The organism is Sphingobium sp. ba1 (assembly GCF_000743655.1).
Lineage (GTDB): Bacteria > Pseudomonadota > Alphaproteobacteria > Sphingomonadales > Sphingomonadaceae > Sphingobium.
The window spans coordinates 1,877,249-1,892,921 of sequence record NZ_JPPQ01000069.1; the positions used below are offsets into that span (position 1 = coordinate 1,877,249).

Here is a 15,673-nt window from a genome sequence, read left to right on the forward strand (position 1 = left end):
GACGCCCCAGGTCCGTGGCTCCCCGGCATAGACCGAGCTGAGCGGGAAGGAGGACAGCAATACGCTGGACGCCGAGAAATATTCTTCCTTGAAGACATTCTTCACGAACACGCCCAGATCCAGGCCCGTGCCGCCAATGCCGCGCCAGTCGAGGCGGGCGTTGACCAGCTTGTAGCCGGGCAGCTTTTCGCCGTTCTGGCCACCGAAATCATCGGTCATGAACAGGTCCGAGTTGAAGGCGAGATCGCCGTCGGCCGGCTTGATCGGCAGGATCCAGCTCACGCTCGCCGTGCCGGAGAATTTGGGCGAGTAGGTGTTGATTTGCGCCTTGCCCAGCGTGACCGAGGCGGGCAGCCCGTTCGGTACGTTGACGCTTTCCACCTTCACGTCGGTATAGGCGGCGTTGAAGGACACGGTGAAGTTGCGGGTGGGGCTGATCGAGGCTTCCAGTTCCACGCCCCATATCCGCAGGTTGGCGACATTGGCCGCCAGCGATCCGTTGGTCGGCGAATCCGGCGTGCCATTGGGGATGATGGTCTGCGTGTTGAGGAATTGCAGCGCGTTTTTATACTTGCTGTAATAGGCCGCGATGTTCAATCGGCCGCGTGCCTCCCCCACATGATAGTCATATTTCGACCCCAGTTCGACGTCGGTGATCCGCTCCTCGCCGGTCTTCTGGAAGGCGCGCAGGTCGGGGCAGACGCCGCCGGTTGCGACGCAGGACGGATCGACGCCGCCGGTGGTGAAGGGCGTTTCGAACAGCGGGGTGTTGATGTTCACGCCGCGATAGCCGCGCCGCGACGAAATGTAGAGCAGCCAGTCGGGCGTCGCCTTGTAATCCAGGCCGATGGTCCAGCTCGGCTCCTCCCCCTTGTTGGAGACGGTGCCGACGCCATCGGCCAAGCCAAGCGCTGCCGTGGCCAGGCAGGTATCCTCATCGACGTAGCTGGTGCCGATCGTGCCGCCGCAGGCCGATACCTTGTCCCAGCTGTAACGCGCGCCGAGGTTCAGTTTCAGCTTATCCGTGATTTCATAACCGATCTGGCCATAGACCGCGAAATTCTTGTTGCGGACATGCGCGCTAACCGCAGGCGCTGGCACTCCACCGACCGAGAAGGCCGTGAATTGCGATCCGGTGGGACCGGCGGACTTGTCGTTATTGTAGAAGACGCCGGTGATGAAGTTGAACGACCCGAAATCGCCCAGCAACTGGGTTTCGTTGGTCAGATACTGGCGATCCAGCACCGACGCGGCGTGGAACAGGGTGAAGGGCACAGCAGCGGGGAGTGGCGCGGGCAGGCCGGTGGGGATCGACAGATTTTGCAGCGCGCCGGTGTTGATCAGCTGATTGCTGAAATTCTTGCGGAAACCGAAGATGTTGCGCAGCGTCAGGTCGCCAAAGCTGAACGAGGTGTCGTTGGTGATCGACGTCATCTTGCGCGACGAACGGCCGCCATTGATGCCGCCGTCGAACGAACCGCGCCGGTTGGCGCGCTGCGTTTCGAGCGCCTGCTGTGCCTGCGGGTCCAGCACGCCGAGGCCGAAGGCGGCGAGCGAGAAATTCTGGCGCAGCAGATAAAGGCCACCGGCCAGTTCGTCGCTCTTGAAATATTCGTAGATGGTGGTGCTTTTCAGACCCTCGATCGGCTCCAGCAGCAAGGACAGGCGGAAGGCGTCCTGCTTGATATTGTCAAAGCCGGGGCCACCGTCGAACGCGATCGTACGAGGATCCTGCCGCCGGACCTGGCCGGCCGCGCGGAACGCCACCTTGTCGGCGATGATGGGGACGTTGATCGCCCCTTCCAGTTCGCGATAGTCGAAGCTGCCATAGGTGCCCTCGACATAACCTTCAAATTCATAGGTCGGGCGCTGGCTGCCGATGACGACGGCGCCACCCAGCGTGTTGCGGCCGAACAACGTGCCCTGCGGCCCTTTGAGCACCTGGATGCTGCCGATGTCGTAGGTCGGCACGTTGGAGCCGACGGCAGGCAGCGGGGTGTCGTTCAGGTAGATGACGACGCCCGGCGTGACTTCGCCCAGCGGCAATTGGCCGATGCCGCGCAGGGTGAGCGCGACATTGTCCTTGCCGCCTTCGGACGAGAAGGTGAAGCCCGGTGCGATCGTCTTGACGTCGCTGACCGTCTGGACGGTGCTGCGTTCCAGCGAGGCGGCCGAGAAGGCGGAGATGGAGACGGACACGTCCTGCAACCGTTCTTCGCGACGGCGGGCGGTGACGACGATGTCGCCACTGCTGGAACTTTCAGCCTGGGGCGCGGCGCTGGTCGCGTCCTGCGCCCAGAGCGGGGTCGCCAAGGTCGCACCGGTCGTCAGCAACGCCAGTCTCAAAATGCCGAATTTCATTCTCTCTCTCCCTTGGCCGATCTGGATCGCCTGTTCTTTTTGCAGGCATCGTCCTTACCGGCGCATAGAGGCGGTCATAGCCGCCATTCTCCACCTACCTTTCGGCAGGAATCGTTGAACAGATTGAAACTAATCTGTCTCTCGTGGTAATTATGCCGCAGGCTTTTGGCGTGGCGATTAGGACCAGCGGCGGATGATGTCCGCCGCGTCCGCGCTGGCGGCTTCGGTGATGGCCCCTGCCGTGCGATCCAGCCTGGGCGCGGGTGCCGGTTGGGCGATGCTTTCCCGCTGCATAAAGGTGCCGCGCGCCTGATTATGCGGATGCCCCGGCGCTTCGGCCATCGCCAGAACCGGGGTGACGCACGCATCGGTCTCCCCGAAATGATCGGCCCATGCGTCGCGCGTGCGGGTCGCGAAGACGGCCGTAAAATCGGCCTGCATCGCTGGCCAAGTCGCGCGGTCGTTCTGGTCGTAGCGACGATCCGACAGGCCCAGCCCATCGACCATCTGGGCAAAGAATTTGGGTTCCAAGCAACCGACCGCGACATGCCGACCATCCGCACACATATAGCAGCGATAGAAAGGCGCGGCCCCGTCCAGCAGGTTGGAGGCGGGCGCATCGGTCCATAGCCCCTTGGGCTGCCAAGCGTAAAAAAGGCTCATCAGCGACGCGACGCCGTCGGTGATGCAGGCGTCGACCACCTGCCCCTGTCCCGTTCGTTGCGCCGACAGCAGGGCGCTGAGCAGGCCGAAGATCAGGAACATAGCGCCGCCACCATAATCGCCCACCAGATTGAGCGGCACCGGCGGCGGCGCGCCCTGTTCGCCCATCGCGTTCAGCGCGCCGGTGATTGAGAGATAGTTGATGTCATGCCCAGCGCGCATCGCCAGTGGACCCGATTGGCCCCACCCGGTCATGCGGCCGAACACCAGGCGCGGATTGCGCGCCAGGCAGATGTCCGGGCCGATGCCCAGCCGCTCCATCACACCAGGGCGATAGCCCTCTATCAGGCCGTCCGCCCGATCAATCAGGTCGAGCAGCTGGGCGCGGTCATCATCGCGCTTGAGGTCGAGATGGATCACCGTCCGGCTGCGGTGGAGAATGTCGCCGCCGACATCGTCCCATTCGCCCGCGCCCGCCGATGGTGGTCGCGCGACGCGGATGATCTCCGCCCCCATATCCGCCAACAGCATCGCCGCCAGCGGCACCGGGCCGATAGCGTCGATCTCGACGATGCGGATACCGGCCAGCGGCCCCGATAGCTTGGTCATCAGATGTTGGTCCGGTCCGCGCCCTTGAGGTCCAGAATAGCGCGAGCCTCATCCGGCGTAGCCACTTCCAGCCCCATACCCTCGATGATCTGGCGCGCGGTCGCGACCTGTTCGGCATTGGTCTGCGCCAGGCGGCCGGGGCCGCCCCAGAGCGAATCCTCCAGCCCCACCCGCACATTGCCGCCCATCGACGCGGCCATGGCGACGATACTCATCTGGCGCGCGCCTGCGCCTAGCACCGACCATTGATATTGATCGCCGAACAGTCGGTCGGCGGTGCGTTTCATATGCATGATGTCGTCGGGATGGCTGCCGATGCCGCCCAATATGCCAAAGCAGGTCTGGATGAACAAAGGCGCCTTCACCAGCCCGCGGTCAAGGAAATATTTGAGGTTGTAGAGGTGGCTGGTGTCGTAACATTCAAATTCGAAGCGGGTGCCGAGCGGCGACAGGGTGGCCAGCAGATATTCGATATCCGCATAGGTATTCTTGAACACCAGGTCGCGCGATGCTTCCAGTGCGACCGGTTCCCAGTCATGCTTGAAGTCCTTGAACCGGTCCAGCATCGGGAACAGGCCAAAGCCCATCGTGCCCATATTGAGGCTGGCGACTTCGGGCGCGAAGCTCTGCGCCGGGCGCATCCGTTCCTGCACGGTCATGGAAGGATGGCCGCCGGTGGTCAGGTTCAGCACCGCGTCGCTGCGCTGCCTGATGACCTTGAGGAAGGGCGTGAACAAGTCGGGATTCTGGTCGGGCCGCCCGTCGACGGGATTGCGGGCGTGCAGGTGGATGATCGCCGCGCCCGCTTCCGCCGCGCCGATCGCCGACTCTGCGATCTCCTCTGCCGTGATCGGCAGATAGGGCGACATGGAAGGGGTATGGATGGCGCCGGTGATGGCGCAGCTGATGATGACTTTACGTTTGGCCATGATGGTTCCTTTCGCCCGGCTGGGCGATGGCAGGCGCGTGAGGACGCGCAATCTATCCTTGGGTAGGCGGAAGCGGGAGCGTCAGGGCAGGATGCCAAGCTGGCGCGCGCGCAACACCGCCTGCGGCCGCCGCCGAACGCCCAGCTTGTCGTAGATCTGCTGCATATACCATTTGACCGTGCCTTCGGTCAGGCCAAGCCGGTCGCCGATTTCGCGGTTGCGCAGGCCCCCGCTCACCATCATCAAGATATCGACTTCCCGGTTGGCAAGGCGACCAGTCAGGCCGAAATCATCGTCATCCTCCTCGTCGCTTTCGATCTGCGGGCCGCTGCGCATCAGCGACACCAGCCGCACGGCGAAGCGGTCGGCCGGGGTTTCCAGTTCCGGCCCCTGTGCATAGGCTTCGGTCAGCAGCGAGGCGATGACTTCGCCTTCATCGACGAAGATGCGGACCCAGCCCGCCGGTTCGGCCATTTCGACCGCGGTCCGCACGGCGCGACGAGCTTCGGACCGATTGCCCTGTAACACGGCGATTTCCGCCAGCAACAGTTCGAACGTCACGGCTGAGCGGACGGCCCCGGCGCGACGGACGAATTCCAGCCAGCGATGCGCAACCTTGCGCGCGCGGCTGAGCCGATGGCGCTGCATCTCGATCCGTAGCCAAGCGATGGCGATGCTTTCGTTGCGGCGCGTGGGATGCAGCGTGGGGATCGGTTCGCCGTCCAGTTGCGAATCGCCCGCGGCAAAATGCCGTTCGGCTTCCTCGATCTGGCCGGCCTTGATGAGCAGGCGGACCTCTTCCGCCACGATGAAGGCGCGCATCCGGTCCAGCCCACATTCGATCGCGACCAGATGCGCGTCGTTGAGCGTCGACAGCGCGCCCGGCAGATCGCCGCGCGCGGCGCGCAGCCGGGCGTTGACGATGTAGCCCGACGCCATCTGGTCCGCGAATCCCCATTGCCGCACCACGGGCAGGTGGCGTTCGACCAGCGCCGCCGCGCCATCCAGATCGCCCGCGTCATAAAGGAGTTCCGCCAGTGGCAAGGCGGGCAGCGCCGCAAGGCCCGACCCCTCGCCATGAATGTCGCGGGCCAGGGTAAGGGCCTCGTCCAGGAAACGATGCGCCAGCTGCGTCTTGCCCTGCGCCATCAGCGTCGGCGCGACCGAGGCCTTGAGCGCGATCGACGCGAAGTCCGATCCGGGGCGAGACAAAGCGCGCCGGGTTTCCGCCTCAAGCTTGAGCATGTCCTGGAAATGATAGAGTTCGCGCCGCGCCGACATCAATTGCGCGAGCAGGGTGCAGCTGAGATAGGCGTGGCTTTCGGCCATTTCCGCAAGCAGGGGTTCGGCTTCCGCCTCCACCTCCACCATATCGTCGCGCGCCGCCGCCAGCATGACGAGGCGATGGCGGATCATCAGATTCAGTTGTTCATTATCATGCGCCGACACGTCGTCGCTCTGGTTGCGCGCTTCGTGGATCGACCGCGCGGTGGCGATCAGCCTGTCGGCGGCGGCGAACGACAATTGCCGTATCCGCCGCCAAGCCAAAGCCAGCAGCAGATAGGGGTGTTGTGCCAATACGGCCCAGGGGAGTTCCGCGCCCAACTCGTCGATCCGATACAGATAACCCGAATAGGTGAGTTGTTCGGCCAGCCGATCCAACTGTCCGGCCAGGAAAGCCTGATCCCCGCTCAGTCGGGCATGTTCGACCGCCTTGAGGATGTCGCCCGTCGCGGCGAAATGATCGCTCGCGCGGCAATGCATCATGGCGGCGCGCGCGGGGGCCCGGTCCATCAGGCGGCCCAGCACCATGTCGCGGAACAGGCGGTGATAGGCGTAGCGGCCATGTTCCTGATCGATCGGATTGAGGAACAGCCCTTCGCGAAAGACGCGATCCAGCATGGCGCGCGCATCGTCATTGCCCGTCACCGCCGCACAGGCGGAAGGGGTGAGTTCATCCAGAATTGATGTGTCGACCAGGAAACGGCGCACGTCGTCGGGCTGCTGGCCAAGCACCTCTTCATGGAAATATTCAGCAAATTCCGGACGCAGGCCGGTCAGCCGCATCTGGCCCGCCCCCTGCGCGCCGCGCCGGTAGAGATCGCAAGCGATGACGACGCCCGATACCCAGCCCTGGGTATCGCGCACGATATCCTGCAAATTTTGCGCATCGATCGGCGCGCCCACGCTCATCGTTACCAGTTGCGTGGCTTCAGCCAGCGTCAGAGAGAGGTCGGCATTACCCACCTCGACCAGGAAACCGAGCGCCCGCATCCGCGCCAGCGGCAGTCCTACCGAGCCGCGCGCCGCCACGATCATGGTCAGGCCGTCGCGCGCGCTGGACGACAGCTGGGCGATGAAGGCCAGGGTCGCTTCGTCCAGCAGTTGCGCGTCGTCGATGACGATGACCGGCTTGGGTTCGACCACCGTCGACAGCGCCTCGAGCCACACGGCATCACCCGCGTCGGCGTCGAGATCGGCCCAATCCAGCCGGGCCGCGACGCCGGCAGCCTTGAGCGCGAGCAGGAAGGACGCCTTGTTGCCGATGCCCGCGCGCGCCGCCAGCCACAGCAGCGGTCGCCCCTCCGCCCGCAGACGTTCGGCCCAGAACAGCATGGCCGTGGTCTTGCCGCTGCCTGCCGGCGCGGACACCACCGTCATGCGGGATAGGGCAACCTTTGGGATCAGCGCCAGCAGCGCCGGACGCTCGATCAGCGTCGGAGTGATGCGGGGCGGCAGGACGATTGTCGGGACAACGGCCATTCAGTCTCTCCTGTTCGTGCTGCGTGGCACGATTCGTTTTATTGTTGCAAATATATTCTGACCGTTGAAATCTGAAATGCAATCCCCTTTTCCTATCCACAGATAGGTCATGAGCGCGCCAGAACATTGTCCTGATGGCATGACAGGCTGCGTCGCGGGCGCGCCATCCAGAAAAAGGCAGGCGATCCCAACGGCCGCGCCGACGCATCAGGAAAGGTTCACCATGAAGGCCCTGTATCTCGAAAAGATCGACGGACCCGATTCCGTTATCATGGCGGATGTCGAAACGCCCGTGCCCGGCCCCGGCGAAGTCCGGGTCGCTATCAAAGCCGCGTCGATCAATCACCGCGAACTGTTCATCACCCATGGCCAATATCCCGGCATGACCGTGCCCACGACGCTGGGTTGCGACGGCGCGGGCGTGGTGGACATGATCGGCGAGGGCGTGAGCGGGGCCAGCGAAGGCGACGAGGTCGTCCTCTACCCCGCCCGCAACTGGGGGCCGAACCGTCATGCCCCCGCCGCCGATTTCGGCCTGCTGGGGATGCCCTTTGCCGGGACGATCGCCGAATATATCTGCGTGCCGGTCGAAAATCTGGCGCCCAAGCCTGCCTTCATGAGCTTCGAGGAAGCCGGCGCGATGCCGCTGACGGCGCTGACATCCTGGCGAGCGCTGATGTTCAAGGGGCGGTTGCAGGCGGGCGAGACGCTGCTGATCAGCGGCGTGGGCGGCGGTGTTGCCACCTTCGGCCTGGCCTTTGCCGTCGCCAAAGGCGCCAATGTCTATGTCACCGGCGAGAACCAGGAGGTGATCGACCGCGCGATCGCCATGGGGGCCAAGGGCGGCCTGCTCTACACCGACCCCGACTGGCGCAAGCAGGTCGGCAAGCTGACCGGCGGCGTCGACGTCGTGTTGGACGGCGCGCCCGCGCCCAGCTTCGCCAATTATGTCCGCGCGATCAATCCGGGCGCGCGCATCGTCATCTACGGGTCGACCGCGGGCAACGAGATCAAGTTCAACGCGACCGACATCTTCCTGAAAAGCGCCAGCATCGTCGGCAGCCAAGTGGGCGATCCGCAGGATTTCCAAGAGATGCTGGCATTTGCGAGTGATCATCAAATCAGGCCGGTGATCGAAGCCACCTACCCGCTGGCGCAGGCGAAGGAAGCGCTGCTGCATCTGCGCGACAGTCACAAATTCGGCAAAGTCGTGGTGACGATGTGAGCTACCTGTTCAGCCTAGCGGGCAAGAAGGCGATCGTCACCGGCGGCGCGCAGGGGCTGGGCCGGATGATCGCCGAAGGGCTGCTGCGCGCGGGCGCGACGGTGGCGATCACGTCGCGCAAGGCCGATATCTGCGAGGCTGCGGCGAGCGAGATGGGGGCATTGGGTACTTGCATCCCCCTGCCCGCCGATCTTTCGACGCCGGAGGCCGCAGTCGATCTGGTCGCGCGCTACCGCGATGCCGTGGGGGCGTGCCATATCCTGGTCAATAATGCGGGCAAGACCTGGGGCGGAGAGATAGACAGTTTCCCCGACAAGGCGTGGCCCGGCGTGATGGCGGTGAATGTCCAGACTCCCTTCACCATGGTGCGCGAATTGCTGCCCGAACTGGGCGCGGCAGGAACCGACGACGATCCGGCGCGGATCATCAATATCGGCTCGGTCGCGGGCATGAAGACCGAGCGGCTGAGCGCCTATAGTTATGCCGCCAGCAAGGCGGCGGTCCATATGATGACGCGCGACCTGGCGGGCGATCTGGCCGCGCGCAACATCACGGTGAATGCGGTCATCCCCGGCTTCTTCCCGACCAAGATGACCGCGCATATGCGCGACGACGACAGTGTCGATGCGGGGCTGCTGGCTCATATTCCGCTGGGTCGCCTGGGCAAGCCGGACGACATCGCCGGGATTGTCGTATTTCTATGTTCGCGGGCGGGCGCTTATGTGACGGGCGCGCAAATTCCGGTCGATGGCGGCGTGGTCGGTTGCGGCTGATATCATGACCCACAGTCTCCACATTCTGGCCGACCGGATCGCGATAGAGGCATGCCTGTATCGCTACGCCCATCTGATCGATGCAATGCAGTATCACCGGATTGCGGACGAGGTGTTCACGCCCGACGGCATCATCGATTTTGGCGGGGCGAAGGCGGTGGGACGGGACGCCATCCATGCGCAATGCATGACCTATCAGGGGTCGCTACTGGGCTGCTGCCACAATGTCACCAATGTCGTGATCGAGGTGGATGGCGACGAAGCGCGGGCGGCCAGCCGCATCCTGGCCTGGCATTGGTTCGCGATTCCCGATGCCGATCCGCTGCGTGCCACCGATCTGCTGGCGGTGGGCGGATATGAGGACCGGCTGCGGCGCACGCCTAACGGGTGGCGCATCCGTGAACGGCGTGGTTTGAATTTCGGTACGGGTGTCGGTGCCGGGCAAGTGCCCGAACCTATGCGGCCGATCTTTACGGGGATGCATGGGCGCGCGCCGACCTGGCCCGCTTGACTGGCAGGCGAGGCCGCGCCCCGCCGCCTCGCCTATAGCTGCCAGCCGCCGCCCGCGACGATGACCTGGCCGGTGATGTAGTCCGCTTCGGGCAAGCACAAAAGATAGACCGCGCCGGCGGCTTCCTCCGGCGTGCCCGCGCGGCCCAGCGGTATGCCCTTTTCCATCGCTTCCAAGATTTCGTCGCTGACACCGGCCTTGATGTCCTTGCCCTTCACATTGATGGTCGAACTGCCCGCCTCCCCCGCGGTCATCCGCGTCATGATCGCGCCGAAGGCGACAGCGTTGACGGTGACATTATAGCGGCCCCATTCCTTCATCACGGTCTTGGTCAGGCCCACGATCCCGGCCTTGCCAGCGGCATAGCCCGCCTGCCCAGGATTGCCCCCCAGCCCCGCGACCGAGGAGATGTTGACGACGGTGCGGCGTGTGGCGCGGCCATGTGCGGCGATCTCCGCCTTGGCCGCCGCCGCGATGACCGGTTGGGCGGCGCGCAGGATGCGGAACGGGGCGCTTAGATGCACGTCCAGCATCGCCATCCATTGTTCGTCGCTGGTCTTTTGTAGCACCGAATCCCAAGCATAGCCGGCATTGTTGACGATGATGTCGATCGTGCCGAAGGCGTCGGCCGCTGCGGCGATGAATTGCTCGCCGAAATCCAGCGCAGTTACGTCGCCCACGCATACCACTGCGCGGACACCCAGCGCCTCAATCTCTGCGGCCGTTGCATGGGCGACGTCATCGTCCAGGTCGTTGACGACGATATGCGCGCCATTGCGCGCCAGCTTGAGCGCGATCGCCTTGCCAATGCCGCGACCCGACCCGGATACCAGGGCCACCTTACCATCCAATATCTTCACGTTACTTCCCGTTCCCTTCAAAATCCGGCGACGCAAGCCCGTCCACCATCCATGACCACTATGCCCCGATCGGGGACGCTGGCGCGAAACAGCACATCAACGCCATCGCGCCAGATTTCCGTTCGCACCGTTTCACCCGGCCAGACCGGAGCGGTGAAACGCGAACTAATCGCCGTAAGAAGAGCGGGGTTGCCACCACAGCATGAATGAACCAGCGCCCGGCTGACCAGCCCCATCGTCGCCAGCCCATGCAGGATCGGTCGATCGAACCCGGCCGACGCGGCGGTTCCGGCATCCACATGCAGCGGGTTGCGATCCCCGGTCAGGCGATAGAGCAGCGCCTGGTTGATCGCGGTCGGCAGGTCGAGCAAGGCATGGGCCGGCTCGTCGGGCATGGCGACGGCTGCCGCACCGGGCAGATCGCGCGGCCCGCCAAAGCCACCCGTGCCGCGCAACACCCAGGTCTCTTCCATCTCCGCGATCACCAGGTCGGTCGGCGTCATCAGGGTCCGCTTGGCACGCACCAGCGCAGGCTTGCCCGGTCCCTTATCGGCGATATCGCCAATCTCGATCCGACCGTGCACCAGTTGGCCCAGCTCCAGCGGGCGGAACAGACGCAAACTCTGTTCGCCATGCAGGATGTTGGCCCAGTCCCAGCCCAGTTCCGCCGCCATCGGCCAAAAACCGGGCGTACCTAGCACCAGCGCCATGGTCGGCAGCACCGCCAAGTCACGCTCGAACACCAGATTCTGTTCATCGATCGGCCCGAGACCCGCGCCCACGCCCAGTGCGTAGAGGATGGCGCTGCGCGGATCGCACATATCCTCCGCCGCGGGAATGGCGAAGTCCCGCAAGCGATCCAGGTTCAACATCGGCACTCTCCCGGCAGCAACTTAGGACAGCTTGCGTTCGTCCAGCCCCAGCCCCCGCCCGATGATTTCGCGCATAATTTCGCTGGTGCCTGCAAAGATACGGCTGATCCGCGCGTCGGTATACATGCGGCTGATGCGATATTCTTCCATATAGCCTGCGCCGCCATGCAACTGGACACATTCGTCCATGACCCGGCCCTCAAGTTCGCTGCTCAGCAGCTTGGCCGCCGATGCATCCTCCGCCGTCAATTCGCCCGCGTTCAGCAGCAGGACGCATTGGTCCACATAGGTCTGGAGCGCGTCCAATTCGGCGCGCATCGACGCCATCTTGAAGCGTGTATTCTGGAAAGCGCCGATCGGTTTGCCGAACGCCTTGCGCTCCTTCACATAATCCAGTGTGATGTCGAAGGCGGTCTGCGCCGTCGCCATGAAGCCGATCGCGGCTACCAGCCGCTCCTGCGCCAGGAAACGGGCGAGATATTTGAAGCCCTGGGTCGGATCGCCCAGCACATTGGCCTTGGGCACCTTCACATCGTTAAAGAAGAGTTCGGCGGTGTCCTGCGCCTTCAGGCCCATCTTGGCGAGTTTGCGGCCGCGTTCGAACCCGTCCATGCCACGTTCAACCACGAACAGGCCAAGGCCATGGCGGCTGTTGGGATCGGTCCGCGCGGCAACCACGATTAGGTCGCCCAATATGCCGTTGGAGATATAGGTTTTCGCGCCGTTCAAAAGCCAATGGTCGCCCTGATCGGTGGCGCTGGTTCGCATCCCGGCCAGGTCGCTGCCCGTCGAAGGTTCCGTCATCGCGACGGCCAGGATCTTTTCGCCGTTAACGATGCCGGGCATCCAGCGATCCTTCTGTTCATCATTGCCCAGTTTGGCGAAGTAGGGCGCGACGAGATCATTATGCAGGTTGATGTAGAAACCCACATCGCCATGGCGCATATTTTCTTCGATGATGATCTGTTCGAAGCGGAAATCGTCGATCCCCGCGCCGCCATATTTTTCGTCCGCCCAGGTGCAGAGCAGACCCTGCGCCCCGGCTTTGAGATACAGCTCGCGGTCGACAATGCCCTGTTCGCGAAACCGCTCGGCATGGGCGCCGACTTCGGTGCTCATGAATTTGACGACGCTGTCGCGAAACTGTTCATGTTCCGGTTCGAAGATGAGGCGTCTCATGCCGGGACCGGCTCCTTGACCGTGGTTTCGCTGGCGGGGGTGTAGAAATCTTCACCCCGCGCCGCCTTGTCGCGCAGCCAGGCGGACGGCAGGAAGCGCGGCCCGTAAAGCTGCGCCAGACGGTCAGATTCCTGTACGAATGTTTTGATGCCGATGGTGTCGATATAGCTGATCGTGCCGCCGGTCCACGCTGGGAATCCCCAGCCATAGATCGCGCCAAGATCGGCATCCTGCGGCGTTTCCAGGACATTTTCTTCCAGGCACCGGGCGGTTTCCATAGCCTGCGCATAGAGATAGCGCTGCTTGAGTTCCTCGATGTCCCAGTCCGCTTTCGTGGGGAAATGATCGGCCAGCCCCTTCCACAGATGCTTCTTGCCGCCTTCGGGATAGTCGTAGAAGGCCCCGCCTGCCTTGCGGCTGGAGCGGCCGATCTCGTCCTTCATGCGGCGCATGACGGCAACGCCGGCGGGCGGCGTATAGGCGTCGCCTTCCTCGGCGATCGCCTGATCGACGATCTTGAGCGGCAGGTCGAGCGTCAGCTCGTCCAGCAGCGCCAACGGGCCAACGGGCATCCCTACCGCCTTGGCCGCATTCTCGATCACCGCAGGCGGCACGCCTTCAGCCAGCATCGCCGCGCCTTCGTGGATCAGCATCTGGAACACGCGGCTGGTGTAGAAGCCGCGGCTGTCGTTGACGACGATCGGCGTCTTGCGCAGTTGGGCGATATAATCGAGGCCCTTGGCCAGCGTCGCCTTGCTGGTCTGCTTGCCCATGATGACTTCGACCAGGCCCATGCGCTCGACCGGCGAGAAGAAGTGCAGGCCGATAAACTGGTCGGGGCGCTGTGATGCCTGCGCCAGTTGAGATATCGGCAGGGTCGAGGTGTTGGAGGCGAACACTGCATGGTCGGGCAACACCGCTTCGGCTTTGCGCGTCGTTTCCGCCTTGATCCCGGTGTCCTCGAACACCGCCTCTACCACGAGGTCGCAGCCGTCGAGCAGGGCGAAATCGTCGGTAGGGGTTATGCGGGCGAGGACGGCGTCGGCCTTGTCCTGTGTCGTCTTGCCCTTTTCGATCAGCTTGCCCAGCACCCTGGCCGCATAATCCTTGCCCTTTTGTGCGGTCGCGGTGTCGCGGTCGATCAGGATCACCTCGATCCCCGCATTAGCGGAGACATAGGCAATGCCCGCGCCCATCATGCCCGCGCCCAGCACGCCGACCTTCTTCGCCGCGAATTTCTCAAAGCCTTCGGGACGGCGCGCGCCCTTTTCAGCGGCCTGCTTGGAAATGAAGGTGGTGCGAATGATGTTGCGCGCGACCGGATCGGTCAGCAGCTTGGCGAAATATTTGCCCTCGACGGTCAGCGCCTTGTCGAAGGGCAGTTGCAGACCCTGGAACACGCAATTGAGGATCGCCAGCGGAGCTGGCTGATTATAGCCCACTTTGGCGATGCCACCCGTCGCCATCATATAAGCCGTCGAGTCTTCAGGGACGGTCAGCCCTTTCTTCTGCGGTGGGGTCCAGCCCTTGACGTCCCATGGCTTGACCGGGTCGGGCGCGGTCGCAAGCCAGGCTTTGGCCGCGTCGATCAGCGTGTCGGCGGAAACCACCTCGTCCACGATCTTCAGCTTAAGGGCTTCGGCGGGGCCGACCGAACGGCCCGACAGCAGCAGGTCGAGCGCGGTTTTCATCCCCGCGATCAGGCCCAGCCGCACCGTGCCGCCCGATCCAGGAAGCAGGCCGACATTGACTTCGGGCAGGCCAACCTGCACCTTTGCGTCGTCCACCAATATGCGCCGATGGCAGGCAAGCGTGAGTTCGAACCCACCGCCCAGCGCCAGCCCGTTGATCGCCGCGACCCAGGGCTTGCCCGACTGTTCGATCGCCCGGTGCATGTCGGTCGCGCGCTTGGAGAAAGCGTAGGCTTGGCTTGCCGTCAGCGTGCCGAAGCCGTTGACCAGTTGCTTAAGGTCGGCACCCGCCATGAAGCTGGCCTTGGCCGATGTCAGGATGACGCCCGTGATGCTGTCATCTTCCGCGATCTGCTTCGTCACCGCTTCCATATCGGCTAAAAAAGCGTCGTTGACGACGTTCATCGATCCTTCCGCGTCGAGGGTCAGGATCGCGAAGCCGTCATCGGCCTTTTGCAGTTGCATGGTCTTCATGGAATGTCCCGCTCTATAGTTCGCAAGGGCGCGTTCAGACGCGCTCGATGATGGCGGCCGTGCCCAGGCCGTTGGCGGCGCACAGCGTGATGAGGCCAGTTGCTGCGTCGCGCCGTTCCAGTTCGTCCAGAACGGTGCCCAGGATCATCGCGCCGGTCGCGCCGAGCGGATGGCCCATAGCGATCGCACCGCCATTCACGTTGATCTGGTCATCGGGGATGTCGAGGTCACGCTGGAAGCGCATCACGACGCTGGCGAAGGCTTCGTTCAGTTCCCACAAGTCAATGTCCTTTTCGGTCATCCCGCCTGCCTTCAACGCCTTGCGCGACACGGCGGTGGGCGCGGTCAGCATGATCGTGGGTTCAGAGCCGATATTGGCATAGGAGCGGATACGCCCGCGCGGCTTCAATCCCGCTTTCTCGCCGAACGCCTTCGATCCCACCAGCACCAATCCAGAACCATCGACGATGCCGGAGCTGTTGCCGCCGTGGTGGACATAGTTGATTTCTTCCAGCTCGGGATATTTCGCCTTGCCCACTGCCTCGAACCCTGCCTTGCCATAGCCTTCGAACGCCGGCTTGAGCTTGGCGAGGCTTTCGACCGTGGTGCCGGGGCGCATATGTTCGTCGCGGTCGAGGATGACTTCACCCAGCACATCTGTCACCGGGACGATCGAGCGCTTGAAATAGCCCTGGTCCCAGGCATGGGCGGCCTTGCGCTGGCTTTCGACGGCGAAGCCGTCGACATCCTCGCGGGTATATCC

Annotated in this window: 12 protein-coding genes; 3 read left to right on the forward strand and 9 right to left on the reverse strand. The window is 63.7% G+C overall.

What is annotated here, in order from left to right; genetic code table 11:
- From IL54_RS12170 to IL54_RS12185, 4 genes are all read right to left on the reverse strand, one after another.
- Positions 1–2,361: TonB-dependent receptor (locus IL54_RS12170; protein ID WP_037478524.1), on the reverse strand; the 2,361-nt coding region annotated here is incomplete at its 3' end.
- 177 nt (positions 2,362–2,538) lie between these two features.
- Positions 2,539–3,633, reverse strand: a complete 1,095-nt coding sequence (locus tag IL54_RS12175) for a CaiB/BaiF CoA transferase family protein (protein WP_037475990.1) — start codon at positions 3,631–3,633, stop codon at positions 2,539–2,541.
- A complete protein-coding gene (locus IL54_RS12180) occupies positions 3,633–4,562 on the reverse strand; it encodes a 3-keto-5-aminohexanoate cleavage protein (RefSeq protein WP_037475992.1) in 930 nt (309 codons plus the stop codon). The genes IL54_RS12175 and IL54_RS12180 overlap by 1 nt, the downstream gene beginning before the upstream one ends.
- 81 nt (positions 4,563–4,643) lie before the next feature.
- Positions 4,644–7,325 carry a LuxR C-terminal-related transcriptional regulator gene (locus IL54_RS12185; protein ID WP_193378844.1) on the reverse strand — a complete coding sequence of 894 codons (2,682 nt, stop codon included), beginning with the start codon at positions 7,323–7,325 and terminating at the stop codon, positions 4,644–4,646.
- Positions 7,326–7,548: 223 nt separating this feature from the next.
- On the opposite strand from IL54_RS12185, the gene IL54_RS12190 reads away from it, so the two are divergent.
- Genes IL54_RS12190 through IL54_RS12200 form a run of 3 tightly spaced genes read left to right on the forward strand, consistent with a single transcriptional unit; the run spans position 7,549 to position 9,834 of the window.
- Positions 7,549–8,550, forward strand: a complete 1,002-nt coding sequence (locus tag IL54_RS12190; protein WP_037478528.1) for a quinone oxidoreductase family protein — start codon at positions 7,549–7,551, stop codon at positions 8,548–8,550.
- Positions 8,547–9,323, forward strand: a complete 777-nt coding sequence (locus IL54_RS12195) for an SDR family oxidoreductase (RefSeq protein WP_037475994.1) — start codon at positions 8,547–8,549, stop codon at positions 9,321–9,323. Before IL54_RS12190 ends, IL54_RS12195 begins: the two co-directional genes overlap by 4 nt.
- A gap of 4 nt (positions 9,324–9,327) precedes the next feature.
- Positions 9,328–9,834: a nuclear transport factor 2 family protein gene (locus IL54_RS12200; RefSeq protein ID WP_037478529.1), complete on the forward strand. Its 507-nt coding sequence runs from the start codon at positions 9,328–9,330 to the stop codon at positions 9,832–9,834.
- 32 nt (positions 9,835–9,866) lie between these two features.
- Here IL54_RS12200 and IL54_RS12205 read toward each other — a convergent pair whose 3' ends face one another.
- The 5 genes from IL54_RS12205 to IL54_RS12225 all read right to left on the reverse strand — a co-directional run.
- On the reverse strand, positions 9,867–10,673 hold the full coding sequence (locus tag IL54_RS12205; RefSeq protein WP_235209597.1) for an SDR family NAD(P)-dependent oxidoreductase: 807 nt from the start codon (positions 10,671–10,673) through the stop codon (positions 9,867–9,869).
- Positions 10,674–10,711: 38 nt separating this feature from the next.
- Positions 10,712–11,566 carry a MaoC/PaaZ C-terminal domain-containing protein gene (locus IL54_RS12210; RefSeq protein WP_037475998.1) on the reverse strand — a complete coding sequence of 285 codons (855 nt, stop codon included), beginning with the start codon at positions 11,564–11,566 and terminating at the stop codon, positions 10,712–10,714.
- Positions 11,567–11,587: 21 nt separating this feature from the next.
- Positions 11,588–12,745, reverse strand: a complete 1,158-nt coding sequence (locus IL54_RS12215) for an acyl-CoA dehydrogenase family protein (RefSeq protein WP_037476000.1) — start codon at positions 12,743–12,745, stop codon at positions 11,588–11,590.
- Entirely contained in the window at positions 12,742–14,910 is a 2,169-nt protein-coding gene (locus IL54_RS12220; protein ID WP_193378845.1) for a 3-hydroxyacyl-CoA dehydrogenase NAD-binding domain-containing protein, read from the reverse strand. The genes IL54_RS12215 and IL54_RS12220 overlap by 4 nt, the downstream gene beginning before the upstream one ends.
- A gap of 34 nt (positions 14,911–14,944) precedes the next feature.
- Positions 14,945–15,673: acetyl-CoA C-acyltransferase (locus tag IL54_RS12225; protein ID WP_037476002.1), on the reverse strand; the 729-nt coding region annotated here is incomplete at its 5' end.

Coding starts and splice junctions, on each gene's coding strand:
- IL54_RS12175 (WP_037475990.1), bottom strand. CDS start 3,633: ATGACCAAGCTATCGGGGCCGCTGGCCGGTATCCGCATCGTCGAGATC.
- IL54_RS12180 (WP_037475992.1), bottom strand. CDS start 4,562: ATGGCCAAACGTAAAGTCATCATCAGCTGCGCCATCACCGGCGCCATC.
- IL54_RS12185 (WP_193378844.1), bottom strand. CDS start 7,325: ATGGCCGTTGTCCCGACAATCGTCCTGCCGCCCCGCATCACTCCGACG.
- IL54_RS12190 (WP_037478528.1), top strand. CDS start 7,549: ATGAAGGCCCTGTATCTCGAAAAGATCGACGGACCCGATTCCGTTATC.
- IL54_RS12200 (WP_037478529.1), top strand. CDS start 9,328: ATGACCCACAGTCTCCACATTCTGGCCGACCGGATCGCGATAGAGGCA.
- IL54_RS12210 (WP_037475998.1), bottom strand. CDS start 11,566: ATGTTGAACCTGGATCGCTTGCGGGACTTCGCCATTCCCGCGGCGGAG.
- IL54_RS12215 (WP_037476000.1), bottom strand. CDS start 12,745: ATGAGACGCCTCATCTTCGAACCGGAACATGAACAGTTTCGCGACAGC.
- IL54_RS12220 (WP_193378845.1), bottom strand. CDS start 14,910: ATGAAGACCATGCAACTGCAAAAGGCCGATGACGGCTTCGCGATCCTG.